Source organism: Hymenobacter elongatus, assembly GCF_004745955.1.
Lineage (GTDB): Bacteria > Bacteroidota > Bacteroidia > Cytophagales > Hymenobacteraceae > Hymenobacter > Hymenobacter elongatus.
The window spans coordinates 50,043-75,299 of record NZ_SRLD01000002.1 but is presented as its reverse complement, the minus strand read 5'-3'; the positions used below and the strand labels follow the sequence as shown (position 1 = coordinate 75,299).

24 protein-coding genes are annotated in these 25,257 nt (G+C 58.2%); 11 read left to right on the top strand and 13 right to left on the bottom strand.

The window, feature by feature from the left end:
- The first annotated feature begins 90 nt into the window (after positions 1-90).
- The 3 genes from E5J99_RS01705 to E5J99_RS01695 all read left to right on the top strand — a co-directional run bounded on the left by E5J99_RS01705 (position 91) and on the right by E5J99_RS01695 (position 4,362).
- Positions 91-1,059: a bestrophin family protein gene (locus E5J99_RS01705; RefSeq protein WP_135495990.1), complete on the top strand. Its 969-nt coding sequence runs from the start codon at positions 91-93 to the stop codon at positions 1,057-1,059.
- Positions 1,060-1,656: 597 nt separating this feature from the next.
- Positions 1,657-2,046: an STAS domain-containing protein gene (locus E5J99_RS01700; protein WP_135495989.1), complete on the top strand. Its 390-nt coding sequence runs from the start codon at positions 1,657-1,659 to the stop codon at positions 2,044-2,046.
- A gap of 180 nt (positions 2,047-2,226) precedes the next feature.
- The gene (locus tag E5J99_RS01695; protein WP_135495988.1) at positions 2,227-4,362 is read left to right on the top strand and encodes an FUSC family membrane protein; all 2,136 of its coding nucleotides are present in this window, start codon (positions 2,227-2,229) and stop codon (positions 4,360-4,362) included.
- A 214-nt stretch (positions 4,363-4,576) separates the two neighbouring features.
- On the opposite strand, the gene E5J99_RS01690 is transcribed toward E5J99_RS01695, so the two are convergent.
- The 3 genes from E5J99_RS01690 to E5J99_RS01680 all read right to left on the bottom strand — a co-directional run bounded on the left by E5J99_RS01690 (position 4,577) and on the right by E5J99_RS01680 (position 9,418).
- Positions 4,577-5,227, bottom strand: coding sequence for a response regulator (locus tag E5J99_RS01690; protein WP_167851933.1), 651 nt, complete (start codon positions 5,225-5,227; stop codon positions 4,577-4,579).
- A gap of 39 nt (positions 5,228-5,266) precedes the next feature.
- A complete protein-coding gene (locus E5J99_RS01685; protein ID WP_167851932.1) occupies positions 5,267-7,198 on the bottom strand; it encodes a sensor histidine kinase in 1,932 nt (643 codons plus the stop codon).
- A gap of 165 nt (positions 7,199-7,363) precedes the next feature.
- Positions 7,364-9,418 carry a S9 family peptidase gene (locus E5J99_RS01680; protein ID WP_135495985.1) on the bottom strand — a complete coding sequence of 685 codons (2,055 nt, stop codon included), beginning with the start codon at positions 9,416-9,418 and terminating at the stop codon, positions 7,364-7,366.
- Positions 9,419-9,539: 121 nt separating this feature from the next.
- Here E5J99_RS01680 and E5J99_RS01675 point away from each other — a divergent pair, with 121 nt between their 5' ends.
- The 7 genes from E5J99_RS01675 (at position 9,540) to E5J99_RS21975 (ending at position 15,231) form a co-directional block, all read left to right on the top strand.
- On the top strand, positions 9,540-10,442 hold the full coding sequence (locus tag E5J99_RS01675) for a LysR substrate-binding domain-containing protein (protein ID WP_135495984.1): 903 nt from the start codon (positions 9,540-9,542) through the stop codon (positions 10,440-10,442).
- A gap of 93 nt (positions 10,443-10,535) precedes the next feature.
- A complete protein-coding gene (locus E5J99_RS01670; RefSeq protein ID WP_245318666.1) occupies positions 10,536-11,564 on the top strand; it encodes a YeiH family protein in 1,029 nt (342 codons plus the stop codon).
- Between the two features lie 208 nt (positions 11,565-11,772).
- On the top strand, positions 11,773-12,018 hold the full coding sequence (locus tag E5J99_RS01665) for a hypothetical protein (protein ID WP_135495983.1): 246 nt from the start codon (positions 11,773-11,775) through the stop codon (positions 12,016-12,018).
- Between the two features lie 52 nt (positions 12,019-12,070).
- On the top strand, positions 12,071-12,799 hold the full coding sequence (locus E5J99_RS01660; protein WP_167851931.1) for a hypothetical protein: 729 nt from the start codon (positions 12,071-12,073) through the stop codon (positions 12,797-12,799).
- A 33-nt stretch (positions 12,800-12,832) separates the two neighbouring features.
- Complete coding sequence (locus tag E5J99_RS01655) at positions 12,833-13,945, top strand: SHOCT domain-containing protein (protein ID WP_135495981.1); 1,113 nt, start codon at positions 12,833-12,835, stop codon at positions 13,943-13,945.
- 77 nt (positions 13,946-14,022) lie between these two features.
- Positions 14,023-15,090: a DUF3089 domain-containing protein gene (locus E5J99_RS01650; protein WP_135495980.1), complete on the top strand. Its 1,068-nt coding sequence runs from the start codon at positions 14,023-14,025 to the stop codon at positions 15,088-15,090.
- A 9-nt stretch (positions 15,091-15,099) separates the two neighbouring features.
- A complete protein-coding gene (locus E5J99_RS21975; RefSeq protein WP_262712957.1) occupies positions 15,100-15,231 on the top strand; it encodes a hypothetical protein in 132 nt (43 codons plus the stop codon).
- Positions 15,232-15,330: 99 nt separating this feature from the next.
- On the opposite strand, the gene tsf is transcribed toward E5J99_RS21975, so the two are convergent.
- The 9 genes from tsf to recA all read right to left on the bottom strand — a co-directional run bounded on the left by tsf (position 15,331) and on the right by recA (position 23,191).
- Entirely contained in the window at positions 15,331-16,167 is an 837-nt protein-coding gene (gene tsf / locus E5J99_RS01645) for a translation elongation factor Ts (protein WP_135495979.1), read from the bottom strand.
- Positions 16,168-16,317: 150 nt separating this feature from the next.
- A complete protein-coding gene (gene rpsB, locus E5J99_RS01640) occupies positions 16,318-17,085 on the bottom strand; it encodes a 30S ribosomal protein S2 (RefSeq protein ID WP_135495978.1) in 768 nt (255 codons plus the stop codon).
- Between the two features lie 18 nt (positions 17,086-17,103).
- Entirely contained in the window at positions 17,104-17,490 is a 387-nt protein-coding gene (rpsI, locus tag E5J99_RS01635; RefSeq protein WP_135495977.1) for a 30S ribosomal protein S9, read from the bottom strand.
- A 40-nt stretch (positions 17,491-17,530) separates the two neighbouring features.
- Positions 17,531-17,983, bottom strand: a complete 453-nt coding sequence (gene rplM, locus E5J99_RS01630; protein WP_135495976.1) for a 50S ribosomal protein L13 — start codon at positions 17,981-17,983, stop codon at positions 17,531-17,533.
- Positions 17,984-18,190: 207 nt separating this feature from the next.
- The gene (locus E5J99_RS01625; protein WP_135495975.1) at positions 18,191-18,904 is read right to left on the bottom strand and encodes an RluA family pseudouridine synthase; all 714 of its coding nucleotides are present in this window, start codon (positions 18,902-18,904) and stop codon (positions 18,191-18,193) included.
- Between the two features lie 36 nt (positions 18,905-18,940).
- Positions 18,941-20,020 (bottom strand): sensor histidine kinase, encoded by a 1,080-nt coding sequence (locus tag E5J99_RS01620; RefSeq protein WP_135495974.1) that lies wholly within the window; start codon positions 20,018-20,020, stop codon positions 18,941-18,943.
- A 95-nt stretch (positions 20,021-20,115) separates the two neighbouring features.
- Positions 20,116-20,814 carry a response regulator transcription factor gene (locus E5J99_RS01615; protein ID WP_135495973.1) on the bottom strand — a complete coding sequence of 233 codons (699 nt, stop codon included), beginning with the start codon at positions 20,812-20,814 and terminating at the stop codon, positions 20,116-20,118.
- A gap of 259 nt (positions 20,815-21,073) precedes the next feature.
- Positions 21,074-21,898 (bottom strand): DUF3108 domain-containing protein, encoded by an 825-nt coding sequence (locus E5J99_RS01610; RefSeq protein WP_135495972.1) that lies wholly within the window; start codon positions 21,896-21,898, stop codon positions 21,074-21,076.
- 210 nt (positions 21,899-22,108) lie between these two features.
- The gene (gene recA / locus E5J99_RS01605) at positions 22,109-23,191 is read right to left on the bottom strand and encodes a recombinase RecA (protein WP_135495971.1); all 1,083 of its coding nucleotides are present in this window, start codon (positions 23,189-23,191) and stop codon (positions 22,109-22,111) included.
- A 200-nt stretch (positions 23,192-23,391) separates the two neighbouring features.
- On the opposite strand from recA, the gene E5J99_RS01600 reads away from it, so the two are divergent.
- The gene (locus tag E5J99_RS01600) at positions 23,392-24,564 is read left to right on the top strand and encodes a hypothetical protein (protein ID WP_135495970.1); all 1,173 of its coding nucleotides are present in this window, start codon (positions 23,392-23,394) and stop codon (positions 24,562-24,564) included.
- A gap of 7 nt (positions 24,565-24,571) precedes the next feature.
- Here E5J99_RS01600 and E5J99_RS01595 read toward each other — a convergent pair whose 3' ends face one another.
- Positions 24,572-25,153, bottom strand: coding sequence for a GNAT family N-acetyltransferase (locus tag E5J99_RS01595; protein ID WP_167851930.1), 582 nt, complete (start codon positions 25,151-25,153; stop codon positions 24,572-24,574).
- Between the last annotated feature and the right edge of the window lie 104 nt (positions 25,154-25,257).

Below are 25,257 nucleotides of genomic sequence, written 5' to 3'. Positions count from 1 at the left end.
CGTGTCCGTAAGGGGAAGCGGCCCCGGTCGTAGGGGCGCGGTTTGACACCAGCTCGTCCGTTAGCTTACCATTTTACCAAATCACCTCCCGTGTACATTCGCGAAAATATTCGTTGGCGCGTTATCTGGAAATATGCCTGGCGCAGTGTGCTGCTGTTTACGCTCTACTCGACCTGCATCTGTCTGCTGTATGATGTGGTCGGGTGGAAGTTTATTGCCATTCCGTGGCAGCCGCTGGCCACGCTGGGCATTGCGGTTTCGTTCTACATCGGCTTCAAAAACAATGGCTCCTATGACCGCTTCTGGGAAGGGCGGCAGCTGTGGGGCGGCGTCGTGAATGCCAGCCGAACCTGGGCCATAAAGTCCCTGGAATACGTGACTTCCATCGTGGATGCTCCCGGGGTGCAGGCTCCCGCCGCCAGCGCCGGCGAGCTGAGCCACCGCCACCAGGCGCTGGTGTACCGGCACATAGCGTGGTGCAACGCGCTGCGCCTGACCCTGCGGCACCAGCCCGAGCTCTGGGACACTGATGTAGCGCCGTTTTTGGATGCGCAGGAGTCGGAGACGATGCGCCGCAAGCAGAACCCGGCCACGCAGCTGCTACGCAAGCAGGCGGCTGAGCTGCGGTTTTTGCGCGAGGAGCGCGGCCTGCTCAACGACTTCCAGCACGTGTCGATGGTCGAAACCCTGGAGGAGCTCTACACCCTGCAGGGCGGCTGCGAGCGAATCAAGAATACGCCTTTTCCCCGGCAGTACGCCTTTTTCAGCTACGTCTTCGTCTGGCTGTTCATTGCCTTGCTGCCGCTGGGTCTGCTGGGCGAATTCGCGAAGCTGGGGCCCACGCACGTCTGGCTCACGATACCCTTCTCAGTGCTCGTATCCTGGGTTTTCAATACGATTGAGGTGGTAGGCCACATCAGTGAGAATCCGTTTGACAACCAGATGAACGACGTACCCATGACGGCCCTGTGCCGCACGATTGAAATTGACCTGCGCGAAATGCTGGGCGAAACCGAGCTGCCGGCGCGCCTGGAACCCATCGACGATATCCTGTACTAGCGGGTGTGTGGGCAGTAATCGGAAAAGCAGTCCTGAAGGCTTTTTGAACGTTCTGTCGAGCAACGCGAGACGTCTCGCGTTGCTCGATAGGACGTTCGAAGAAGGCAAATACTACCCAAGCGCTACTGGCCATACAGCCTCAATAGTGATGTGCTGGCGGCCTGCTTGAGCTGGGCCATGAGTTTGTTATAATACATAGATTGTTAAAAATATAGCCCTGGGCTATTGGTAGCAACCGGTAGCGGACGAGCTGTGCTATAGAGTGGTGCTCAGCAAGCAATGCTTCCGGTTTTTTGAGGTTTTAAGGGCTGAAATAAGATGCCTGCTGGGTGGGATGAGGAAATTGCAATAATCGAAGCCAGGCTATGAGTATGAAACTATCGGTTTCATAATGAGCGTCTTACAACTGAAAATAGTGCTGCCCATTACGTACTATTTTCTGGGGAAAGCGTATTCAGATACCGGCATTTGCCAGCGCAGCCGCTATTCGTGCCCGTGGCCCTTTTGGTCGCCTCAACTGCTGTTGGTTTCCCGCTCCGCCCCGTTCTTTTTCTTGTCCTTCCGCCAAACCCGCAACTCATTCTACAACCTTACTCCATGGAAGTTTATCGTGAGATTCTGCCGGAAAGCTACCTGCTTATCCTGGCCGACGATGTGCTACCCTCCACCGACTACAAGGACGATGCCCTGGACCGGGCGCTGAGCCGGGCTGCCCGTAGCGGCAAGTCCAGCGTGTGGGTCGACTGTAGCCACCTGCACCACCTGCCCTCCGACGCGGCCGAGCTGCTCACCTACTATTACCACAAGCTGACCAAGCACGGCATGAGCCTGATTTTGTGCCACCTCAGCGCCGAAACTCAGCAAGAGCTGCTGGCACTGGCTCCCACCCTGAGCGTGCCCATCGTGCGTACGCTGCTGGATGCCGAAAAGTATTGTCAACACCATCACCACTCCAACGTGCGCCGGAAGCACTCCGACGCGGCTTAGTGCGCCGACACTAGCTATTTTTGGAAACGCCTCCCCAACCGCCGGGGAGGCTTTCTGCTTTCTGTGGGCTGCCACCTGGTACGAATAGCCAGCGCGGCCGCTCGGCCCTATTGCCAACAGCCCTTACCTTGTTTGCCGTATAAGGGCCGATACCAGCAACTGGCCCCCTACGACACCGCAATGAACGAGCAAACCCGAAAAATCCATTACTTCTTCTTTGGGCAGGATTTTTCCGACGGCTTGCGCATCACCTTCGCCATTCTGCTGCCCGCGCTGGTCTTTGCGCAGCTGGGGCAGTTCGAAACCGGCCTCACGATGTCTATCGGGGCGGTGTGCATCAGCATCACCGATTTGCCCGGTCCCATTGCGCACAAGCGCAACGGTATGCTCTACGGCAACCTGTGCATCTTTTTGGTTGCCATCCTGACTGGGCTGGCGCAACACTCCAACTGGCTACTGGGCGTGCAGGTAGCGGTATTGAGCTTCGTCTTCACCATGCTGCTGGTGTATGGGGCGCGGGCCGGCGCGCTGGGGTCGGCGGCGCTGCTCATCATGATCCTGCGAATGGACACGCCCCTGACGCTGGCGCAGCTGGTGCCCGACAGCGCCCTGGCCTTGGCCGGCGGCGTGTGGTATATGGTACTGAGCCTGCTGCTGCACCAGGTGCGGCCGCACCGGGCCGCTCGGCAGGCGCTGGCCCAGTGCATCCACGCCGTAGCTCAGTTTCTGACCATTAAAGCCGAGTTCTACAGCCTCGAAACCAATCTGGAGGCTGACTACCGCCACCTGATTGCCCAGCAGGTAATCGTGAGTGAGAAGCAGGATGCCGTGCGCGAAGTGCTGTTCAAAAGCCGCCAGCTCGTGAATGAGTCCACGAACCGGGGGCAGCGGCTGGTAGTCACCTTCATTGATGTGGTGGACCTGTACGAGCACATCACGGCCACTTATTACGACTATGCCGCGCTACGCACCCAGTTTGGCCACACCGGCGTGCTGGCCGACATTGCCCGCCTCATTCGCCACATGGCCGTGGAGCTGGACCATATCGGCGTGGCCATTCAGGCCAACCGGCCCTACACCAGCCGCGCCAACCTGAAAGCGCAGCTCGAAGCCCTGAAAACCCGCATCGATGCTATTGGCGAGCAGGGTGCGGCGGGCCACAGCCTGGTGCTGAAGAAGATTCTGGTAAACCTGCGTAATCTCACCCAGCGCGTCAACGACATCCTGCACTACTTCGACGAAGCTACGGCGGGCCAGACGAAGGGCCGGGAGCTGGAAATAGCGCGCTTCGTGTCGCACAAGGAATTTGACCTGAAGTCCATCCGCGACAACCTCACTTTCAGCTCTTCGGTGTTCCGCCACGCCATCCGGATGATGCTGGCCTGCTCCGTGGGCTTCCTAGCGGCCAAGCTGCTGGTTCCGGGCTACCACAGCTACTGGATTCTGATGACGACCACCTACATGCTCAAGCCGGGTTTCAGCCTGACCAAGGAGCGCAACTACCAGCGGATTTTGGGCACGCTGGTCGGTGGCATCATCGGAGTTCTGATCCTGGTGCTGCTACGGGATACCACCGTACAAATCGTGTGTATGGTGGTGCTGATGGTAATATCCTACAGCTTTCAGCGTACCAATTACATTGTCACCGTCACCTGCCTCACGCCTTTCATCCTTATTATGTTCAGCCTGATGGGCGTGGGCTACCTGGCTGTTATTGAGGAGCGCATACTTGCTACGCTTATCGGGTGCGCCATTGCCTTTTCGGCCGGCTATCTGCTGTTTCCGAAGTGGGAATCGGAGCAGTTGGAGGACTTCATGCGCGACGTGCTGCGGGCCAACAGCAAATACCTGCACAAGCTGGCCGAAAGTCTGGCGGGCGTGGCGTTCCGGCAAACCGATTACAAGCTGGTTCGAAAGGAAGTATACGTCAGCTCCGCCAACCTTTCGGCTGCGTTTCAGCGCATGCTGTCGGAGCCCAAAAGCAAGCAGCGCAGCAGCAGCGAAGTCCACGAGTTCGTGGTGCTGAATCATATTCTGGCCTCCAATATTGCGTCCATCACCTCGGCCGCTGCCCGGCAGCCGCTGGCTCCGGCCACCCGCAAGCCCTTGCGCCTGGCCCTGGCTGCCCTCACCCGGAGTCTGAAAAAGCTGGACGCCTCGGCTACGGAACCCGCTACGGAGTTTCTGGCCGTAGAAGCCGAAGCGCTGCCCAAGCCCGCCCCAACCCCCGACGAAAATATGCTACGCGAGCAGCTGGAGTTCATCCAGAAAGTGAGCAGCGACATCGGTAAAGCCACCGATGCTATTCTGGCTTAGTGTGTAGGTAACAATGAAGCTGTTTAGGAAGTCTGTCGGACGTCATGCTTCGGCAAGCGGATACCAGATGAAGCATGACAGTCTTTGTGTGCCAAATCAGCGTTTTCAGTTACTGCCATTTCCACGTCATGCTGCGACAAGCACACGCCAAGTCAAGCAGGACCCGGAAATCAGCATTCTTAACTTGGCTTTTCGTCCAGCATCGGCTGCTTTTTCACAGGCCGTGGTCGAAGGCAAACTGTAGCAGGGCGGCCATGTTGGGCAGTTCCAGCTTGTGCATGATGTTGCGGCGGTGGGTGCCCACCGTGAATTCGGATAGGGAGAGCCGGTCGGCAATGTCGCGTGTCGTGAGGCCCGTCCGAATCAGGCCCACCACCTCCCGCTCCCGTGGCGACAGTCGGTGCAGGCGCAGCAGGGGTTCCGTGGCCTCAATGCCGCCGGGCGCAACTGGCCGGGCCAGCAGTGGAAATACCTTTTCGCCCGCATGCACACTCCGGATGGCTGCCAGCAGCTGCCCGGCATCCGCCGATTTGGGCAGGAACCCCGCCGCACCTGCCGCCGCCACGCGCTCAATCAGGTCGGGAGCCGCTGCTGTGCTAAAGACCAGAACCCGTAGCTGGGGGTGCTGCTGCTGCACAATGGGCAGCAGCGTAAGGCCGTCGGGAACGGGCAGGTGCAGGTCGAGCAGCAGCACATCGGCGGGCACTGGCACCAGAGCCGCCGCCAGCCAACGCAGTAATTCCGCGCCCGAGGCCAGCTGTGCTACCACCGTCATATCAGCGTGCCCCGCCAGCAGCAGCGCCAGACTTTGGGTAAGCATCAGATGATCGTCGACGATAAGCAGGCGGCACGGAGCGGAGGACATAGGCATAAGAAAACGGGGAGAATTGTTAGCGCAAAGTTTTCAGCAGGGTATTCGTACCACGATGCTCGTGCCGTGGGGTGAGCTGTCGATGTAGACCTGGCCCCGCAGGTAGTCGGTGCGCGCCCGCACGCCCCGCAGACCAATGCCGCTGCCAGCGGTGGGTTCGGCGAATCCCTGGCCATTGTCCTCCACCAATATCTCCAGCTCGGCCGGGTGGCGCAGCAGTTGCACCGACACTTCGGTGGCCCGGGAGTGGCGGATGGCGTTGTTCAGCAGCTCGGCCGCAATGCGGTAGGCGGCCTGCTGTATGGAGGCGGCGAGCTGTTCGAGGCCAGCTCCACAATAGGTGCGTACCGTTGGGTTGCCATACATATTGTGCAGCTCGCCGAGCGCCGCCACCGATTCGGCCAGTGTGCCCGCGCCCGGCTGCACCGGTAGTAGCGTGTGGCTGTAGGTGCGCACCTCGTCGCGCAGGTGGCGGAGCAGGAGCTCGGTATGATGCGCCACGGCCATGGCTGCGGCCGAGCTGGCCAGCGCCTCGCGCATAGCCGGGCCTTGCCAGGCCATGTGCAGGGCGGCCAGGTTGGGGCCCAGCGCGTCGTGCAGCTCGCGGGCGAGCTGTACCCGCTCTTCTTCCTGGGCCGCAATGAGGCGGGCGCTTTGGGCATTGCGCTGGCGCAGCTGCCGAATGCGCAGCTTCTCATTCTGGCGTAGCGTGTGACGAAAACGCCCCGTAAGCAGGGCACTGAGCACGACCAGCTCCAGCACCAGGCCCCAGGCCAGCGCGTTGGGTTTCACGAGGCTGAAGTTGGTCAGGCCCAGATGATTGAGCCAGAAAAGTATGAACCCAATAAAGAAGAAAAGATAGGTAAGGGCGTAGTAGGCCGCCAGCTGGCGGCGGCGCGAGAGCAGCACATTGAGCAGCACCACCCAGCCGTAGGCAAATACCAGCAGCAGCAGCGCCTCCCGCGCCGCGTTCAGCACGGCGGGATAGGTGATGCCCGCCCGGATAGCCAGCGGAAATACCACGGCATACACGCCCACAAAAACCACAGCCGTACCGGCAATCCAGTTGCCGGCGCGGTAGAGGCGTGGCCACCCGGCCCGCAGGCGCAGAAACAGCTGCATAATCCGGACTCCGCAGGCCGCTGCCAGCAGCATCAGGTTAAACTGCCCCACCGACCAGATGAGGCGGTAGAAGCCCGCCGGCAGCACCCAGGCGTCAAAGCCGTCTTCCATGAGCAGGAAAAGCGTGACGCACAGCACGTAGAGCACGTACCAGATGTGGATACGGTCGCGCAGGAAGGCGAAGAGCACCAGGTTGAAAAAGGCGCTGCTCACGTAGAAACCCAGCAGCCAGATCCAGTGGCGGACAAAGGGCGCTTCAACCTCCGCGGCCAACGACTGCTCGGTAGTTTCGATGTAGGTGGGCAAGTACAGCGCCCCGGCATAGTGGTCGACGCGCAGGTAGAGCACCGCGCGCTGCCCGGCTTCGAGCACAAATGGCAGCCCCACGGCGCGACTCGGAAACGTGCGTTGGCTGGCCAGCGCCCACGAGCTGGAAGCTACCTGGCGAAACGGCCCGCCGGGCTGGGTGCGGGAATACAGCGTGGCGCTGTCGGTGAAGTTATAAATGCTCCAGACGTAGCGGCTGCGCTGGGGCGAGGTGTTGGCCACGGCGATGCGCAGCCAGACGCGCTGGTGCAGAAAGCCCAGGTTGAGCGCCCGGTGCCAGACGCCGGTTTGGAAAGCCCCGGCCCGCCAGAGACTATCGGCCCGCTCCGGGCTCGGGGCCACCGAAAACGGCTCGGTGTAGTAGCGGTAGGCTTCCGAAACGTGCGTATGATTTTCACCCTCCAAATACAGTGTATCGAGCATTGCTTGCGGCAGCTCCGGCAGCTCCGGCTGGGCCAGAGCGGGCAGCGATACGCCCCATAACAGGATACACAGAGTGAATAAGCGAAGGAGCACAGCGGAGCGGCTAGGATAGCGACGACTAAACTTACAACAGAATGGCTGTATAATGCATTTTTGCTGACCAGCGCAGCGGCGCATCATACCCGGCTGCAGGCAACAGCCGCCAAAAAAACGCTCACCTTCACGCGGAAGATGAGCGTTGGAAAAGCAGTGCCTACGTTACTTCACCGCTTGGGTCTCGGGCTTCAGGCTGCGGCCCAGCCAGTCGAAAAACACGCGCTGCCAGAGCACCGCGTTCTGGGGCTTCTGAATCCAGTGGCCCTCGTTGGGAAAATACAGGAAGCGACTCGGAATGCCGCGCAGCTGGGCCGTGCCGAAGGCCTCCATGCCCTGGCCTTCGGGCACGCGGAAGTCTTTGCCGCCGTGAATCACCAGAATCGGGGTGTCCCACTGGCCAACGAACTTCTGGGGGTTGAAGTCGGTGTAGCTTTTGTGCGGGGTAGCATCCCAGGGCGCGGCTCCGATATCGTGCTTGGCGAAGAACATTTCCTCGGTGCTCGGATACCAGCTGGTCAGGTTGTAGAGGCCGGCATGAGCAATGAAGGTTTTGAAGCGGCCCTCATGCTTACCAGCCAGGTAGTAGACCGAGTAACCGCCGTAGCTGGCACCTACGCAGCCGCGCCGGTCCTTGTCTACAAACGGCTCCTTGCTTACGGCATCAATAGCGGAGAGGTAGTCGCGGATAGGCTGGCCGCCCCAGTCGCCCGAAATGCTGTTGTTCCACTCGGTGCCGAAGCCGGGCAGGCCGCGCCGGTTGGGGGCCACGATGATGTAGCCGTTGGCGGCCATGAGCTGAAAATTCCAGCGGTAAGAAAAGCTCTGCGTAATCGGGCTTTGCGGGCCACCCTGGCAGTAGAGTAGGGTCGGATACTTCTTGCTGGGGTCGAAGTCGGGCGGGTAAATGACGTAGACCTGCATCTGCTTGCCGTCGGTGGTCGTTACGCGGCGGTTTTCCACTTTGCCCATCGTCACACCAGCCAGCTCCTCGCGGTTGATGGTCGTAAGGGGCGTTTCCTTACCGGTCTTCAGGTCCACCCGTACCAGGTCGGCCGGGCTGCTGATGGTTGTTTTGTTGGCTATGGCCGTCGTGGGCCCCGCCAGCTCGAAGGCGTTGTAGTTTTGCGCGCCCTTCGTGAGCTGCCGAATGTTGCCGCCCTTGCCCGGCACGGCGAAGATCTGGTCGGTACCCTGTAAAACGCCGTTGAAATAAATGGTTTTGCTATCGGCGCTCCACCGGATATTACCCGCCGTCTGCTCGGAGTCCTTGGTGATGTCCTCGCGCTTTTTGGTTTTAAAGTCGTACACCACGATGCCGTTGCGGTCGGCCTCAAAGCCCGGCGTGGCCATGTGTAGCCACGCTATTTTGGTGCCGTCGGGCGAGAAGGCCGGCTCCGTATCGTAGCCCTCCAGACCCAGACTCAGGTTCTCGGTTTTGCCATCCCGAATAGTGTAGAGGTAGATATCGGAGTTGGTGCTTTCGGCTTCGGCCTTGCCCGTGAGCTTGCGCGAGGTGTACGCCACCGAGTAGCCATCGGGCGAGAAAGCCAGCTGCTCGGAGCCCGCCAGCGGCTGCAGGGGCGCGTCAAACTTCTCCCCGGCCATGGCATCCTTACCGTAGCCGGTGGGCTTGCCATCGGCCCCCACGGGCTGGAAAAAGACGTGGGTGGCTTTGTAGTCGTCCCACACGTTCCAATGCCGGTAGTTGAGGTCATCGATAAGGCGGGCATCGGCCTTGGGCAGGTCCGGATACCAATCCTTCACCTCTTTACCCGTTTTCACGTCCTGGGTGTAGAGAATAAAATTGCCTTTGGGTGCGTATTTCAGGTTCGATAGTCCTTCGTCGGCAAACTCGCTGAGCTTCTGCTTGCCCGAGCCATCAGCGCCTATCACGTAGAGCTGGTCGGTGCCGCTCTCCCCCGAGAGGAACGTCAGCTTGCCGTCGGGCCGCCAGTTGAGCGTATTTTCCGAGGCAGGCGTGTTGGTAAGCTGCCGCACGGTCCCTCCCGCCACGGGCACCAGGTAGATATCGGCGCTGCCTTTGTTATCGCCCAGGCTGTAGCGGGTTACGGTAAAAGCCACCGTTTTCTGATCCGGCGATACCTGCATTTCGCCCAGGCGGCCGAGCTGCCAGAGTTTCTCCGGCGTGAGGGTATTTTGTTGGGCTGCGGTGGCCAGGGGGAGCAGCGCCAGCGCGGTCAGGAGTGGTTTTGTCATGGAAAAAGGCAGAAAAAAGGATTGCTCAGGAAAGGTAGAGAAACTCTGCCTACTCGGTGGCCGGCCTCGTTTATTTAGCGGCTCTGCCCGCCCAAACCGCCGGGCGCGTTACCTTGCGTTCATGCCCGATTTTCGTCTGCGCGTCTTTCAGTCGGTGGCCCGCCACCTGAGCTTCACCAAAGCGGCCCAGGAGCTATTCGTTACCCAGCCCGCCATTACCAAGCATATTCGGGAGCTGGAGCGCAGCTACGGGCAGCGGCTGTTTGAGCGGCGTGGCAATCGGGTCAGCCTCACCGAGGCCGGCCGCCTGCTGCTAGTGCACGCCGATGCCGTGGAAGTGCTGCACCAGCAGCTCACCGATCAGCTGCACGGGCTGCACGCCGAAGCGGCCGGTCGCTTGCGGCTGGGCGCCAGCACCACGCTGGCCCAATACGTGCTGCCACCTATTCTGCCCGGTTTTCAGGCCCGCTACCCCCACGTTGAGTTGACGCTCTACAATGGCAACTCCGAGCAGATTGCCGAGGCCCTGCTCCACGGCCACATCGATCTGGGTTTCGTGGAAGGCCAGGTAAAAAACCGCGACTTACACTACGAGCCCTTGCTGGATGATGAGGTAGTGGCCGTACGCCGCGCCACCGATGCTGGCCCCCCCAGCGAGCCCATGCCGCTGACCGAAGCGCTGCATCACCCGTTGGTGCTGCGGGAGCGGGGCTCGGGCACACTGGAGGTATTGGAATTCGCGCTGCGGGCCCACAAAGCCAAGATTTCCGACTTGCAGGTAGCGCTATATCTCGACAACACAGAGGCCATCAAGTCGTATCTGGAGGCGGCGGCAAGTTGCCTGGGGTTTGTGTCGAAGCGGGCCTTATACAAAGAAGTGGCAGCGGGCCGCCTGGAAATAGTGGCCGTGGAAAACCTGTCTCTGACGCGGCAGTTTGAGGCCGTCTGGCTGCAGGGCCAGCCGTTGGCGCTGCCGGCCCGCCGGTTTTTACTGTATGCGCAGCAGGAGTTCACTATCGAGTAGTATAACTTTAAGTTATTGGTGATAATCAATTTTGATTATCGAAAGGAGAGAGGTCAGCGTACTTTTGGGGTAGTTGTTGCTGCTGCTCCGCCCATGAAAGTTTCCCCCCATTCTCCCCCCGTACTCTCGCAGCCCGAAGATTCCCGCAGTGCCTTTTCGGCTTTTCTGAGGCAGCCGCTGGTGGTAATGGGAGTTAGCCTTACGCCCCAGAAGCTGATTTTTGGCTTGGCGCTGCTGGTATGCGTGTCACCGCTAGGGTCGCCGCCGCTGGCGCTGCTGCTGGGGCTAGTGGTAGCTTTGGGCATCGGCAACCCGTTTCAGACCCAAAGCCGGCGCGTTACCAGTAAGCTGTTGCAGTGGTCGGTAGTCGGGCTGGGCTTTGGCATGAATGCCCACGCGGCCGTGCAGGCCGGGCGGCAAGGCATTCTGTTCACTATTGCTTCTATCTGCGGCACTCTGGTTCTGGGCTACCTTGTAGGCCGCTGGCTGCGCCTCGACCCCAAAACGTCCCACCTTATTGCCAGCGGTACCGCTATTTGCGGCGGCAGCGCCATTGCCGCCGTGGGCCCGGTTATGAAGGCCGATGAGTCGCAGATGTCGGTGGCGCTGGGGGCGGTATTTATCCTGAATTCCGTGGCGCTGTTCGTTTTCCCGCTCCTGGGTCACGAGCTGCACCTGAGCCAGACCCAGTTTGGCCTCTGGTGCGCCATTGCCATCCACGATACCAGCTCGGTGGTGGGCGCGGCCAGCCACTACGGCGACCAGGCCCTCCAGATTGCCACCACCGTGAAGCTGGCCCGCGCCCTCTGGATAATCCCGGTGGCCCTGGGCACGGCTTTTCTGTTCAAAACCCCCGGTGCCAAGCTCAAGCTGCCGTATTTTATACTTGGCTTCATCGGCGCAATGTTGCTCAACACCTACGTGCCCGCCTTGCGGCCCGTGGCCCCGGTAGCGGTGATGCTGGCCAAAATTGGCCTCACGCTGACGTTGTTCCTGATTGGGGCCGGGCTTTCGGCCCAGGTGCTGCGCTCAGTTGGGGTGCGCCCCTTTGTGCAGGCCATACTGCTGTGGGCGGTCATTTCCCTCGCCTCGCTCTACGCCATCATGCACACCGTACGTTAAAAGCCTACTCGGATAGGTTCTAAGTGCTGGCAAGCGCGTTCTGACGGCGCTCCGGCGCGGAAGCCGGAAAGGGGTGGTCATAAGACGCAGGGACGCGGTGGGGAACCAGGCTGGCCCCATGGGTAGCGACACGGTAGCGGCGGGCCGGAAGGGAGTTGGGCCTTGCTGCCTATCTTCGCCCGGCCAACTACTGCTAACCCCCGCCGCCATGCGCCAGCTTGCCGATATTCCGCATCCGGAAGCCAAAATCACCCTCTTTTCCTGGAACGGGAAATACCTCATCAAGCTCGAAAAAGGTCAGCTGGAGCAAACCTATAAGGTGAGCGAAATGGATGTGACGAGTGAGGCCGATGTGCGGGCCCTGCTCGACGATGCGTTTATTGCGGCTGCTGTGTTGCGCTTCACCCACATGCGCCAGGATTTGCAAGCCGCCTTCGACCGGCACGATATTTAACGGCCTGTTGCCTGCCATTTCCCCGATTTTCCAGTAGCCTGATTTTCTGACCATGAAATTTCTGTTTTCCGCCCTTCTGCTTGTGTCCCTTACCACGCTGTCGTTTTCCGAGGCCCGCGCCCAGCTCTACGACGCCCGTACCAGCAGCGTCAATTTTGAGAAAAAGGAGCGCGCCGCGGTGAAAGTGCAGGTAGAAGGCACCGCCGCCTGGGCCCGCGACTTTTGGCAGTCGTGGCTCAAGGATACCTACAACATTCGCCTGAAAGGCGACGGAGTATTTGGCGTCGGCAAAAAAGATGTGTTGGTGGCCAAGCAAACGCCTGCTTCCAGCGTGTCGGGCAAGCTAATCGACTTCTATTCCCTCATCACCTCGCCTTCCGATACTACCTCGGAGCTGTCGGTATTCGCGGCTTTCGGCCCCGACACGTTTCTGAACCCCGACAAAACCCCGACCGAATTCGCGGCCCTGCGCAGTATGTCCCAGAGCTTTGCCGGCGCAGCCCGCCTCAAAGCGTACAAAGAGAAAATTGCCGAAGCCGAGAAGCAGCTCAAGGAAGCGGAGAAGGAAAAAGAGCGCCTCGAGAAAGAAAGAACCAGCCTCGACGCCAACACCACCAGCAACCTGGCCCGCATTGAAGCCCTAAAGCAAACCAACATCAGCAATGCCCTGAAGTCGCGCGAAGACTCGGTGAAACTCGTCACCAACGCCCAGCAGATGGATCTGCGCAAAGTGCAGCTGCAAAAGCGCCGTGACCGTCTGTCGGCTCTGGACCGTAAATAAGCCAGCTGCTCACCACCTGCCCAGCTGATTTTTATGGAAAAAGACCCTTCGCCCCTCGATACCCTTCGCCAGCTCAAAGAGTGGCTGGATGCCGGTACTATTACGCCCGCCGAGTTTGAGACGCTCAAGCGCAAGCTGCTGTTTAGCGAGCAAACGCCGCCCGTAGTTGCCGCGCCGTCCGCGCCAGCCATACCCGAGGCTACGGCCAGCGCGCCGGTCGAAGATCCTATGCTGCCGCCCATTTTGCCGCGCCCTACGCCCCCTGCTCCGGCGTGGGTGCCGCCAGCCGCGCCTTCCGATACATTCAGTCACCCGCGCGAATCGGGGCGGCCGGATGCGTCGCCGAGTGCTGCTGCCGGGGCTTATGAAGCGGCCGAAACCGTACCGCAAGAGGAGGAAGATGCCGTGTACGTAGCGCCGGCCCGTAGTCCGCTGTCTACCATTCTCATTGTGGGCGGTATTCTGGCCCTGTTGGCCCTCATTGCTTACCTCACGCTCGGCAACCGCGAGTCGGAACACCTGAGCAGCGCCACCCGCACCGAGCAAGACAGCCTGAGCACTACGCCGGAAGTTGGCCCGCAAGCCGAGACAATCGAGTTGCCACCCGCCACCGCCCCCGAAACTGTGCGCGTAGCACCGGCTCTGCCCCCAGCGGCGGCTCCGGTTTCCGATTCGGCCAGTGCCACCCCGGCTCCTGCGCCAGCCTCAGAACCGGTCGTCACACCCGCTGAAACTCCCGCCGACGATAGCGCCATTCGAACCCGGATTGAAAACACGCTGCAAGCGTATTACGAAGACCTGAAAACAGCGCCTTTCAGCGCTACGCAACACTTTTCGCCTATAGTCGAACGGTTCTATACTCTGCAAAACACGACGCCGGCAGCCATCAGCGAAGAGTTGGGCCGCAGCCATTTTCCGGAATTCCTGGAGGCATCCACGCAAATCGAGCCCGGTAGTCTTCAGATCGGAGACGTGGCCAACGATGGGTCGCGGATGGTGAACTTCCTGGAAAAAAGCCAGGCTTTCCGCCAGTCGCAGCAAAAGCACCAGCAAACCCGCGCCCAGGTGCGAGTCCGCTTCGACAGGAACTATAAAATCAAGTATCTGCGCCAGGAACGGCTGTTGGAAAACACGTTTACCGACTAGCCTGCCTAGTGCAAGTAAGAAAATAGCTCACGCAACGGGTTGCGTGAGCTATTTTTGTGTTCTCTATCCTGTTGCCAATGCGAATTTCCGTGTTTTACCGGTGTATCAGTGTGGTGTTGGTGCTGTTGGCTCTAAGTGGCCTGAGCGCCTGCCTGCAAGTAATTAAGCCTGCTAAGCAGTTTGCCGCCTACCAGCCGCCCACCATTCCCGACTACGCCCAGCCCGACAACTGGGCGGCCCAGCCTACCCGCCGCGACTCTGCTGACGTAGTGCCGCGCGGTACCACACTGCGCGATAACCAGCAGCAGGCCCTGGCCGACGTGTTCTACGTGCATCCTACCACGTTCTTTAAGCGCGAATCCTGGAATGCCGACCTCGCCGATGCGGCTCTGAATCGGTTCACCGATAATAGCACCATTCGCAAGCAGGCCACGGTGTTCAATGCCGCTGCCCGCGTCTATGCCCCGCGCTACCGGCAGGCCACGCTGTTTTCCTTTTTCGAAGACAACACCACCAATGGCCAGGATGCCCTGAATCTGGCGTACTCCGATGTCAAAGCGGCTTTCCAATACTACCTCGCCCATTATAATCAGGGCCGACCGATCATCATTGCCAGCCATAGCCAGGGTACCTTCCACGCCACGCGCCTGCTCCACGAGTTCTTCGACAACGATGCTAAGCTGCGCAAGCAGCTGGTGGTGGCCTATCTTATCGGCTTCAAAGTGAAAGCCGACGAATACCAAACCCTGCGGCCTTGTGAGGATTCTACCCAGACCGGCTGCTATGTGGGCTGGAACTCGGTGGAGTGGGGCAACGAATATCCTCCCTTCGACGGCGGTATAGCCACCAATCCGCTCACCTGGACGCGTGACACCAGCGCCGCCGCGAGCCGCCTGAACCTGGGCGGCGTCCCCCTCAACTTCAACCGTATCGATACCGCTGTAGTCGATGCGAAAGTACATAACGGCCTTCTCTGGATTCATCCGCCGAAACCCCTGGGCTACCCGCGCTTCCTGCTGCCCGGTCAGCCGCAGCTGCGCCATTCCTTCCACATCGCCGATTATTCGCTGTTTTATCTGAATCTGCGCCGCAATGCCCAGACGCGGGTGCAGGCATATGTCAGCCAATCAGCTCCACGACCGTAATACGCTTGTATGAAAAATATCAATTGGCCGCGTGTACTCATCGGCTTGCTGTTCCTGTTGTTGTTGTTTGCGCTAGTCAAGAACTTGGTGCAGGGCGTGAACAGGCGAAAAAATATGCCGCCGACCACCCAGAGCCAGTAGTGCTTCGCTAAGAGGCATGTATGGTATGCTGAAGATGGCAACAAAAAAGCCCCGCTGACTTAACGCCAGCGGGGCTTTTCATTACAACTAACCTACAACTTAGGCACCAATAGCCACGCGCTTGAAGTCGGTTACGGTCATTCCTTTCGACGTCTTGTCGAGTAGCTGAGCGATGGTCAGCGAGCCATCTTTCACGAACTCCTGGTTCAGCAAGGTGTTGTCCTTGTAGAACTTGTTGAGCTTGCCCTGCGCAATTTTCTCCAGCATCGCCTCGGGCTTGCCTTCAGCACGCGCCTGCTCTTTGCCGATTTCAATTTCGCGCTCTACTACTGCCGAGTCAACACCATCTTTGTCGACGGCAACGGGCTTCATGGCTACGATCTGCATGGCTACGTCGCGACCTACGGTCGTGGTGTCAGCATCACCCACGTTCTTCAGGCCTACGAGTACGCCTTTCTTGTTGTCGGAGTGAATGTAGGAAGCAACTTTCTCGGCCGTCAGCGTGGCGTAGGTTACGTCCAGCTTCTCGCCGATTTTGCCCATCAGATCGGTGATGTGCTCCTGCACCGACAGACCGTCGGCTTCTTTGGTCGCCAACAGGTCTTCTTTCGTGCCAGCGTTGGTACGCACGGCGGCATCCAGGATGCGCTGTACCAGCTCACGGAAGTTAGCCACTTTTGCTACCGACTCCGTTTCGCAGGCTAGTGCTACCAGCTTGCCCGTAGTGCCATCTTCGCTTACGTTCACGGCTACAAAGCCTTCCGACGTTTCGTTTTCAGCACGCTTGTCAGCAATTTTCTGTCCCTGCTTACGCAGAAGGTCACGCGCAGCTTCGAAGTCGCCATCGGCTTCGGTTAGCGCTTTTTTGCAATCCATCATGCCCGCGCCAGTCATGGTGCGGAGCTTGTTCACGTCTGCGGCGGTAATTGCGGCCATTCTTGTGAGATTTAGAGGAGGTGATGTTACGAGAATAGAATCCGGCAAAACAGGATTCTCAATAAGCAGAGAGGAGGGATGTACCTAAAGAAAAAGGGAACACCGGAGCCGAGTGCTTCGCATGTTCCCTCTTCTCATTAGATGATCAGACTATTCGTCGGCAGCCAATTTCTCTTTGATGCCTTCGTCTTCCGACTGTTTCTTGTCAGCTTCGTCTTTGTCAACCTTGCGCTCCGACAGACCTTCTTCGATAGCCTTGCTGATGATACCTACGATCAGCGAAATCGACTTCGAGGCGTCGTCGTTAGCGGGAATTGGGAAGTCTACCAGCTCGGGGTTCGAGTTGGTATCACATACCGCGAATACTGGGATACCCAGCTTCTGTGCTTCTTTAACGGCAATGTGCTCACGCTTCACGTCTACCACGAACAGGGCAGCGGGCAGGCGGCTCAGGTCGGCGATGCCACCCAATACACGCTCCAGCTTCTCCCGCTCCCGCGACAACATGAGACGCTCACGCTTGGCAAGTGCTGCGTAGGCCGTGTTTTCCTTCACCATCTTGTCGATGGTGCTCATTTTCTTCAGCGACTTGCGAACCGTGGCGAAGTTGGTGAGCATACCACCCAACCACCGGTCGGTGACGAATGGCATCTTCAGGCGCTTGGCCTCTTCGGTTACAATTTCCTGCGCCTGCTTCTTGGTAGCTACAAACAGTACTTTCCGGCCGCTTTTGGCGATATTCCGGATAGCTGAAGCAGCCTGCTCCAACGAAACCAGCGTTTTGTTCAGGTCAATAATATGGATGCCGTTCTTCTCCATGAAGATGTACGGCGCCATTTTAGGATCCCACTTGCGCGTAAGGTGACCAAAGTGGGCACCTGCGTCGAGCAGTTCTTTATAGGTGGTGGACTGAGCCATGATAAGGTTCCTCTGGGTTTAGCGTTTCGAGAACTGGAACGAGCGACGAGCTTTACGCTTGCCGAACTTTTTACGTTCCACCATGCGGGGGTCACGGGTCAGGAAGCCTTCTTTTTTCAGGGCGGGACGCACTTCGGCGTTGTCGCCTACGAGGGCTTTCGAGATGGCCAAACGGATGGCTTCGGCCTGGGCCGAGATGCCACCACCGCGCACGTTTACCTTGATATCATACTGGCCGAGCTGCTCGACAGTATTCAAAGGCTGGTTCACGATGTTTTCCAGGAGTTCATTGCCAAAATAGGCTTTCATTTCCCGGCCGTTGATAGTGATATTCCCTTGCCCGGCTTGCATGTAGATGCGAGCCACCGAGGTTTTTCTTCTACCAGAGGTGTTGGAGATTTCCATTAATGAAAAATTAGAGAAAAAAGGACAGCTAACGAGTAGCTTACAGGTTCTTCATGTCAACAGCGGCGGGCTGCTGAGCTTGGTGGGGATGCTCGGCACCTTCGTACACGAACAGGCTACGGAATTGCTCCCGGCCCAGACGGTTGTGCGGCAACATACCGCGCACAGCGTGCTCGATAACGCGGGTTGAGGATTTCTCCATCACCTCACGCATTGACTTGCGCTTCTGACCACCGGGGTAGCCGGAGTGCGACACGTAAATTTTTTCGGTCATCTTTTTACCGGTCACGCGCAGTTTGTCGGCGTTGACAACGATAACCGAATCGCCGCAATCAGAGTTGGGCGTGAACGAGGGCTTGTGTTTGCCGCGCAAGATGTTGGCAATTTGACTGGACAGGCGGCCCAGCGTATTGTCACCAGCATCAACCACGACCCAGCCCTTGTTGGCGTTGGCTTTGTTGACGGACACCGTCTTGAAGCTCAGATGATCCATTGGGGAGTTGAGTAAGCGTTTGAAAATGAGAGAGAACCCAGCAAGGGTTCGGGAAAAACGGACACAAAGTTACCTTCTTTTGCTTACGAAACAAAGGCATTGGCGGAATTATCCGCTTAAAAGCCTTGAACTTACCTCTCCGGACCGGGTAGGCGCGCGCAAGTTGCAAGCCGAGGACATGACGCTAGCAGTGGCCTGAAGCTGCCGCTAGCTGTACTGCCGCAGCGTATCGACCAGCACCCGGAAGTCTTTGGGGTAGGGTGCTTCCACCGTCACTTCTTCCCCATTGAGGCGGGCAAAAATGAGCTTGGCAGCATGCAGCGCAAAGCGTTTGATGAAGGGCTGCTCGGCTTCGCCTTCCTTCATATTAAACTTCTTCTTCAGTGTAGACAGGTAAAACTCCTCGCCCCCGTAGAGTCCGTCGCCCACAATTGGAGCCTGCAGATACATCAGATGCAGCCGGATCTGGTGCATGCGGCCCGTGACAGGAACGCACTGCACCAGCGTGTGCCGCGCAAAAGACTCCAGAGTAGTGAAGTAGGTTTCGGCGGACTTGCCTTTGTAGGCGAGCCGGGCTTTGCCCTTGGTGGTAGTCTCGATGCTGCGGTCGACCAGCTTGTGGTCGAACTGATGCGCGCCCCAGGCTACGGCGTGGTAGAGCTTTTTGACCTCACGGTTTTCGAACTGCATAGCCAAATGGCGGTAGGCCTCCGGGTTTTTGGCCAGCGCCAGGGCACCCGAAGTCTCCTTATCGAGGCGGTGGCAGGCCTGCATATCGGCGGAATACTCGCGGGCCATGCGCAGAATATTGGGGGCCCCGCCAACCCGCTCGTCGAGCGTGGCCAGAAAGGGCGGCTTGTTGATGACCACGAAATCGTCGTCCTCAAACAGGATCAGGTCTTGAAAATCTACATGCTTCATAGCGGGCCGCAAAGGTACGCCGAAGTCTTGGGAAGCCTAGGCTTCGGGCGCACTTACTTCGGCGGCGGTGCGGGGACCCCGGGGCTTGGGCAGCTTAAACTCCAGCGTGGTGCCCACCCCGACCTCACTACGCACCCTGATTACCGACTTGTGGGCTTCAATAATATGCTTGCTGATAGCTAACCCCAGGCCCGAGCCGCCCGAGTCGCGGGAGCGGCTTTTGTCGATGCGGTAAAAGCGTTCGAAGATGCGGTTTTGGTGCTGCTTCGGGATGCCGGCTCCGTCGTCGCGCACCGCTACCCGCACTGTTTTGCTCGATTCGATGAGGCTGACGGTAACATGGCCGCCGTCTTTACCATATTTGATGGCATTGTCGATCAGGTTAATCAGCACCTGCCGGATGCGGTTGCGGTCGGCCAGCACCAGCAGTGCTTGTGCCTGGAGCGCGGGCGGAAACAATTCGAGCGTCACGCTACGCTGGGTGGCCTTTGATTCTACTTGCTCAAAAATCTCCTCCACCAGCGCTACCAGATCGAAGCTCTGCCGGCGCATCCGGACCACTCCTTTTTCCAGCTGCGAAATGGTAACCAGATCCTGCACCAGCGCATCGAGCGTATCGAGGCTGGTGGCGGCTTTGTTGAGGAATTTCTGCCGCAGAAACTCATCGTCCATATCCCCGTCGAGCACGGTATGCAGAAAGCCCTGGGCCGCGAAAATGGGCGTTTTCAGCTCGTGCGATACATCGGCCAGAAACTCCCGCCGCAACACCTGCAGGCGCTTGAGCTCGTCGATTTCCTGCTGCTTCCGCTCGGCCATTTCCAGAATCTCGTCGCGCATGCGCTTGAGAGGCTCCGGTCGGAACAGAAACTTGTTGGACATTCGGCGGAATTCCTTGCGCTTGATGTTCTCCAGACCGGCGTAGATGTTATTGATTTCCCGAAAAATCAGCGCCTCAAATGACAGATACACCAACAGAAAGCACGCCGCTACCGTGATGCCGGTAGCCAGCACCGCTTGGCGAAAAGGCAGCGTTGGCGCTATCCAGGCAAACGTGGTGAGGGCTCCCGCCACGAGCAGCGCAATAAGACTGGCAATAGTGCGGGACGAAAGATTCACGCGGAACACGGGGAAAGGGTGGGATATAAAAATACGACTGTCATCCCAGGAAAAGAAGGATGACAGTCGCTGGTGAGGTGTGGGCACAGAAAAAGCTAGTCGGCGTTGAACTTGTAGCCAACGCCCTTGATGGTCTGGATGTGGTGGTCGCCGACCTTCTCGCGCACTTTGCGCACGTGCACGTCCACGGTGCGGGCCAGCACAAACACATCATTGCCCCAGATATTCTGGAGCAGCTCTTCGCGCCCGAATACCTTATGGGGCGAAGCGGCCAGGAAAGCCAGCAGCTCAAACTCCTTCTTGGGCAGGGAGATTTTCCGGCCTTCCTGAAACACGGCGAAACCCGTGCGGTCGATGGTCAGGCCGTTGATTTCAATGGTTTCCGAAACGGCTTGGGTATCATGGTCGCGGCGCACGTAGGCAGCCAGGCGGCTCATCAGGGCCCGGGGCTTGATGGGCTTCGCAATAAAATCGTCGGCTCCGGCATCGAAGGCGGCGACTTCCGAAAATTCCTCGGCCCGCGCCGTCAGGAATATGATGTAGGTTTCCTTGAAGCGCGTCATGGCGCGCAGCTGCCGGCAGGTATCGATACCATCGAGGTGGGGCATCATCACGTCGAGCAGAATAATGTCGGGGCCAAACGGCGGGGCGATTTCCAGGGCTTTGCGGCCGTCGGGGGCGCTGGCTACGTGGTAGCCTTCTTTGCGCAGGTTATACTCCAGCAGTTCCACGATATCCGGGTCATCGTCGACTACCAGAATCTTGTAGGCGTTGGGGGAAGGGGTAGGATGCACGGGCCGTGGGGTTTGAGGGTAAAAGAAGATGCGCGACGACAAAAATACCGGCTGCCGGGCAGCAGCCGGTGTTACCTTTTTGTGAACTGCGGATGTGGGTACCACTAGTTGCCCCGAAGTATAGGGCAGAAAAAAGACCAGCTAGTTGCCACATGAGCGGCTACTGAGAACAAGGCTAGCAACATCAGCATCAACGGAAAGGAGTGGGAGAAGGGCATAAAAAAAGCGACTCTTGCGGAGTCGCTTTACAGAAGAAAAATCAATTGTTGGGGACCAGATTCAATCGGTTTTTCAAGCCTTGATATTTATACATATCGACTTTCACGGAGCCAACAAACATTTCGGCTTGAATCATGACCGGAATCTTGTTTCGGTCGTCGGAGAGGTACAGGGAAATGGCATTCTCACCCCGGAACAGCTTGTTGTCCGGCATCTTGGGTACCAGCCGTATCGTGCGGATGGTGCCGGCTTTGGTTTCCACCGTTTCGCGGCCTTTGTAGGTAACGTCCATATTAAAGACCTCATCGTCGAAGAAGCCCTGCACCCGGATAACCTCGCCTACTTTACGGTTGTCGTAGTTCAGCGTCCGCAGGAAGTAGAAGCCGCTCACGATATCCTGAATATTGTCGGGCGTTTTGAAGGAGCCTTTTTTTGGCGGGTCCTGCTTACGGCGGGTTTCTACCTGCACCATATTTTTGTGATGGTCAAAGTCCATCGTTTCCTTTTTGCGGAAGCTATTCTCCTCAATACTCTGAAAAAAACGTTGCGGCAGAATGCTGGTGGTGTCGATGTAAGAGCGCCACGTATCCCGGATGCGCAGGAAGAAGTCGAAGGAGCCGGTCGTTTTGCCCGTTACAGTCGCCTTGAAGCAGGGCCGGTCATTCACGCGGTGAATCTCATCGGAAAGCTCCACGGTGGCGTCAGCGGCGTTGATGAGGCCATAATGCACCTTGTAGCGCAGCACTTCGCCTCTCGTAAAGCTGTTATTGGGGACACTGCGCACGTTTGAGGCCGTAGTGAACGACCACAGCAGGGCACAGAGGGAGAGAAGCAGCGGGGAAAGCAGGAGCCAGCGACGGTTCATGGAAAACGGCAAAATGGTGTTAGCCGGTGCTTATTCAAAACAGATGCCAGCAAAGATACCGGTAACCGCATAAACTCGCATCGTACTTCGGCAAAAGGAACGCAAATGGGCGTATTGAGTTCCTTGTCAGAAAGTTGGCAGAGCGGGATAAGTACAAAAAAAGCCTCTCTACCGAAGCAGGGAGGCTTTTTTCAACAGGGAAAATTCAATCTATTCGTCGTCTTCGTCCGTCGATTCGTCGGTCGGAATGGCTGCCAGCGCCGCAACGGGCTCACCTTTCACCATGTCGCGAATCTTCTGCTCGATTTCGTCGGCCAGCTCGTGGTTGTCCAGCAAAATCTGCTTGACACCCTCGCGGCCCTGGCCCAAGCGGTTGCCGTTGTAGGAGAACCAGGAGCCCGACTTGGCAATGATGCCCATATCGACGCCCAGGTCGAGAATCTCGCCGACTTTGCTGATGCCTTCGCCGTAGATGATGTCGAACTCAACTACCTTGAACGGCGGCGCTACTTTGTTCTTCACCACCTTCACCTTGGTGCGGTTGCCGGTCACATTGTCCTTGTCTTCCTTGATCTGGCCGATCCGACGAATGTCGAGGCGTACCGAAGCGTAAAATTTCAGGGCATTACCACCGGTGGTCGTTTCGGGGTTACCGAACATTACACCGATTTTCTCGCGCAGCTGGTTGATGAAGATGCAGCAGCAGCCAGTTTTGTTGATGGTACCGGTGAGCTTCCGCAGAGCCTGGCTCATCAAGCGAGCCTGCAGACCCATCTTCGAATCGCCCATGTCGCCTTCCAGCTCGCCTTTCGGCACCAGGGCAGCCACGGAGTCAATGACGATGATGTCGATAGCCCCCGAGGAAATCAGGTGGTCGGCGATTTCCAGCGCCTGCTCACCGTTGTCGGGCTGAGCAATCAGCAGGTTGGTAGTGTCGATGCCCAGCTTTTCGGCGTAGGCGCGGTCAAAGGCGTGTTCGGCGTCGATGAAGGCTGCAATGCCGCCTTTCTTTTGGGCTTCGGCAATGCAATGCAGCGTAAGCGTGGTTTTACCGCTCGATTCCGGTCCGTAGATTTCCACGACCCGGCCACGGGGAAGTCCGCCGATGCCAAGCGCAATGTCCAGGCCGAGAGAGCCGGTGCTGATGGCCGGAATATCGACCACTTTGTTGTCGCTCAGCTTCATGACGGTGCCTTTGCCATAAGCTTTGTCGAGCTTATCCATCGTGAGCTGAAGCGCCTTCATCTTCTCGATGTTGGTATTGGCAGCTTTATCAGTGGTGGGTGCAGCCATTAGAATGGGGTTAGGGATAAATGCTTAGGTTTGGTGAATGTAGGCGTTTTGAGCCGCTAAAACAATCCGCCAGGGCCTTTTACGGCATCCGAAGCGGGGTGTTCTTGGTCGGCAATGGGTAACAGCAGCGGACTATATTTTGTCCCCGCAATGCTAAAAAAATTTGCTGAATTTCGGAATAACACAAGATGCTAAAATTTTTGTCAAAGCTAGTGCCTGAGTGCCAGCCAAAACGGGGTTGGACGACGGTCATTGGCTTGTTTTTTATCCTGACGGCGGCTTCCGAGAGTGGAGCTCAACTGAACAACCGGGCCTTCTCGCGGCCTGTCACCATCAAGCCCGAATACGACCAGCAGCTACGCCTTGATGTTGGGGCGCTGCTGTTCAATAAGGACAACGAGTACTTCAATAAGATCGATGAGGGCCGCACGTACTACGGGGCGCAGTTCGCTCCCCGGCTGGTGTACTTTCCTAGCCCGAAGCTGCGACTCGAAGCCGGAGTATTTCTGCTGAAAGATTATGGCACCGACCGGCTGCGACAGGTGCGGCCTTTGTTCACGGCTATTTATGAGAATGGGCCGCACCGGATTCTGTTGGGCAACATTCAGGGCAACCTGCAGCACGGCTACATCGAGCCGCTGTTTGACTTCGAGCGGGTGATGACCCGGCCTTTGGAAGAAGGCTCGCAGTACCAGTTCACCACGCGCCGCCTCAAACTGGATGCTTGGGTGGACTGGCAGCGGCAGCAGTACCGCTTCAGCAACTTTCAGGAAGAGGTAGCAGGCGGGCTGGCAGCCGAGGCCACAGTGTATGAGGACTCACTGGGCTGGCGGCTGGGTATTCCGTTTCAGTTTACCGGCACCCACCGCGGCGGGCAGATTGATACTGTAGACCGGCCACTACAGACTATTTTCAACCTAGCCAGTGGCGTGCGGCTCCGGAAAAAACTGCCTTCCGAACTATTCCGGGCGGTACATTTTGATGGATACGTAACCCAGTTTATCGACTACTCCTTTACCCGGGAGCTGGCTTTTACCAAAGGCTACGGCCTCTATCTGAACGCGGGGGTCGACACTCATCTGTCTAATCTGCAACTGGCTTACTGGCAGGGCAACGGGTTCTACGCGCCGCTCGGCGGCCGACTATACAGGTCCATTTCCTCGACCGTAAGCAACCCGGACTATACGGAGCGCCACCGGAAACTACTGATTCTGCGTGTTCTGCGCGACTATCAGCTCGCCGATAATCTGGTGCTGACCACGCGCTTCGAACCCTTGTATGACCTTGCCAACAAGGCAATTGACTTCTCTTTCGCGCTGTACATCAATTTCAACCAGGATTTCCTGTTGACCACCCTCCGCCGCAGTAAATAGGAGTATACTATTCAATTGGGTTGGCGCTGGATAAGCTGTAATAATGAATTTCGGCCGGGGTACGCAACGGCCACAGGCGCGGCCGGGCGGGCAAGCGCTGGAACCCAGCCCGCTCGGCCACCACTGAGCTGCGTGGATTGGTAGCATAGCAGCGGATAGTGAGCCTGGCGGCACCAAGCGGGGCCTGGAACCCAAATGCTACCGCTGCCGCCAGGGCTTCGTAGGCATACCCCTGGCCTTCGGCAGTGGCACTAAGATAGTAGCCGATTTCGGCCGTCACCTCCCGGTGCCAGGTCGGCCGGAGGCTAATATCGCCCAGGTAAGCACCAGTTGAGCGGTGCCAGATGCCAAAAACGAACAGGCGCCGGGTGTGCCAGTCCTGGGTGTAGGCAGCCACCACCTGCCGGGCGTCGGCCAGGGTTTGTACCGCTGCCACGCGCGTGGGAAAGGCTGGACGGAGCCGTTCCCGCTCCTGGTCGATAACGGTGAAAAAAGCGGCTGTATCAGTGGGTTCGTAGGGCCGCAACACAAGCCGCGCAGTGAGCAGAGGCGTGCGGGCAGGAGCTAAGGGCAGGGCAGCAATACTCATAAGGAAATGGCCGAAACAGCTTTTGCTACACGTAAACCCCGAACGGAAAGTTGATGGGAGGTCGCCGCAAGCGGCAATTCGCCAGCACCGACTACGCCTGCTTT

Coding starts and splice junctions, on each gene's coding strand:
- E5J99_RS01700 (WP_135495989.1), top strand. CDS start 1,657: ATGGAAGTTTATCGTGAGATTCTGCCGGAAAGCTACCTGCTTATCCTG.
- E5J99_RS01695 (WP_135495988.1), top strand. CDS start 2,227: ATGAACGAGCAAACCCGAAAAATCCATTACTTCTTCTTTGGGCAGGAT.
- E5J99_RS01690 (WP_167851933.1), bottom strand. CDS start 5,227: ATGTCCTCCGCTCCGTGCCGCCTGCTTATCGTCGACGATCATCTGATG.
- E5J99_RS01680 (WP_135495985.1), bottom strand. CDS start 9,418: ATGACAAAACCACTCCTGACCGCGCTGGCGCTGCTCCCCCTGGCCACC.
- E5J99_RS01675 (WP_135495984.1), top strand. CDS start 9,540: ATGCCCGATTTTCGTCTGCGCGTCTTTCAGTCGGTGGCCCGCCACCTG.
- E5J99_RS01670 (WP_245318666.1), top strand. CDS start 10,536: ATGAAAGTTTCCCCCCATTCTCCCCCCGTACTCTCGCAGCCCGAAGAT.
- E5J99_RS01665 (WP_135495983.1), top strand. CDS start 11,773: ATGCGCCAGCTTGCCGATATTCCGCATCCGGAAGCCAAAATCACCCTC.
- E5J99_RS01660 (WP_167851931.1), top strand. CDS start 12,071: ATGAAATTTCTGTTTTCCGCCCTTCTGCTTGTGTCCCTTACCACGCTG.
- E5J99_RS01655 (WP_135495981.1), top strand. CDS start 12,833: ATGGAAAAAGACCCTTCGCCCCTCGATACCCTTCGCCAGCTCAAAGAG.
- E5J99_RS01650 (WP_135495980.1), top strand. CDS start 14,023: ATGCGAATTTCCGTGTTTTACCGGTGTATCAGTGTGGTGTTGGTGCTG.
- E5J99_RS21975 (WP_262712957.1), top strand. CDS start 15,100: ATGAAAAATATCAATTGGCCGCGTGTACTCATCGGCTTGCTGTTCCTG.
- tsf (WP_135495979.1), bottom strand. CDS start 16,167: ATGGCCGCAATTACCGCCGCAGACGTGAACAAGCTCCGCACCATGACT.
- rpsB (WP_135495978.1), bottom strand. CDS start 17,085: ATGGCTCAGTCCACCACCTATAAAGAACTGCTCGACGCAGGTGCCCAC.
- rpsI (WP_135495977.1), bottom strand. CDS start 17,490: ATGGAAATCTCCAACACCTCTGGTAGAAGAAAAACCTCGGTGGCTCGC.
- rplM (WP_135495976.1), bottom strand. CDS start 17,983: ATGGATCATCTGAGCTTCAAGACGGTGTCCGTCAACAAAGCCAACGCC.
- E5J99_RS01625 (WP_135495975.1), bottom strand. CDS start 18,904: ATGAAGCATGTAGATTTTCAAGACCTGATCCTGTTTGAGGACGACGAT.
- E5J99_RS01610 (WP_135495972.1), bottom strand. CDS start 21,898: ATGAACCGTCGCTGGCTCCTGCTTTCCCCGCTGCTTCTCTCCCTCTGT.
- recA (WP_135495971.1), bottom strand. CDS start 23,191: ATGGCTGCACCCACCACTGATAAAGCTGCCAATACCAACATCGAGAAG.
- E5J99_RS01595 (WP_167851930.1), bottom strand. CDS start 25,153: ATGAGTATTGCTGCCCTGCCCTTAGCTCCTGCCCGCACGCCTCTGCTC.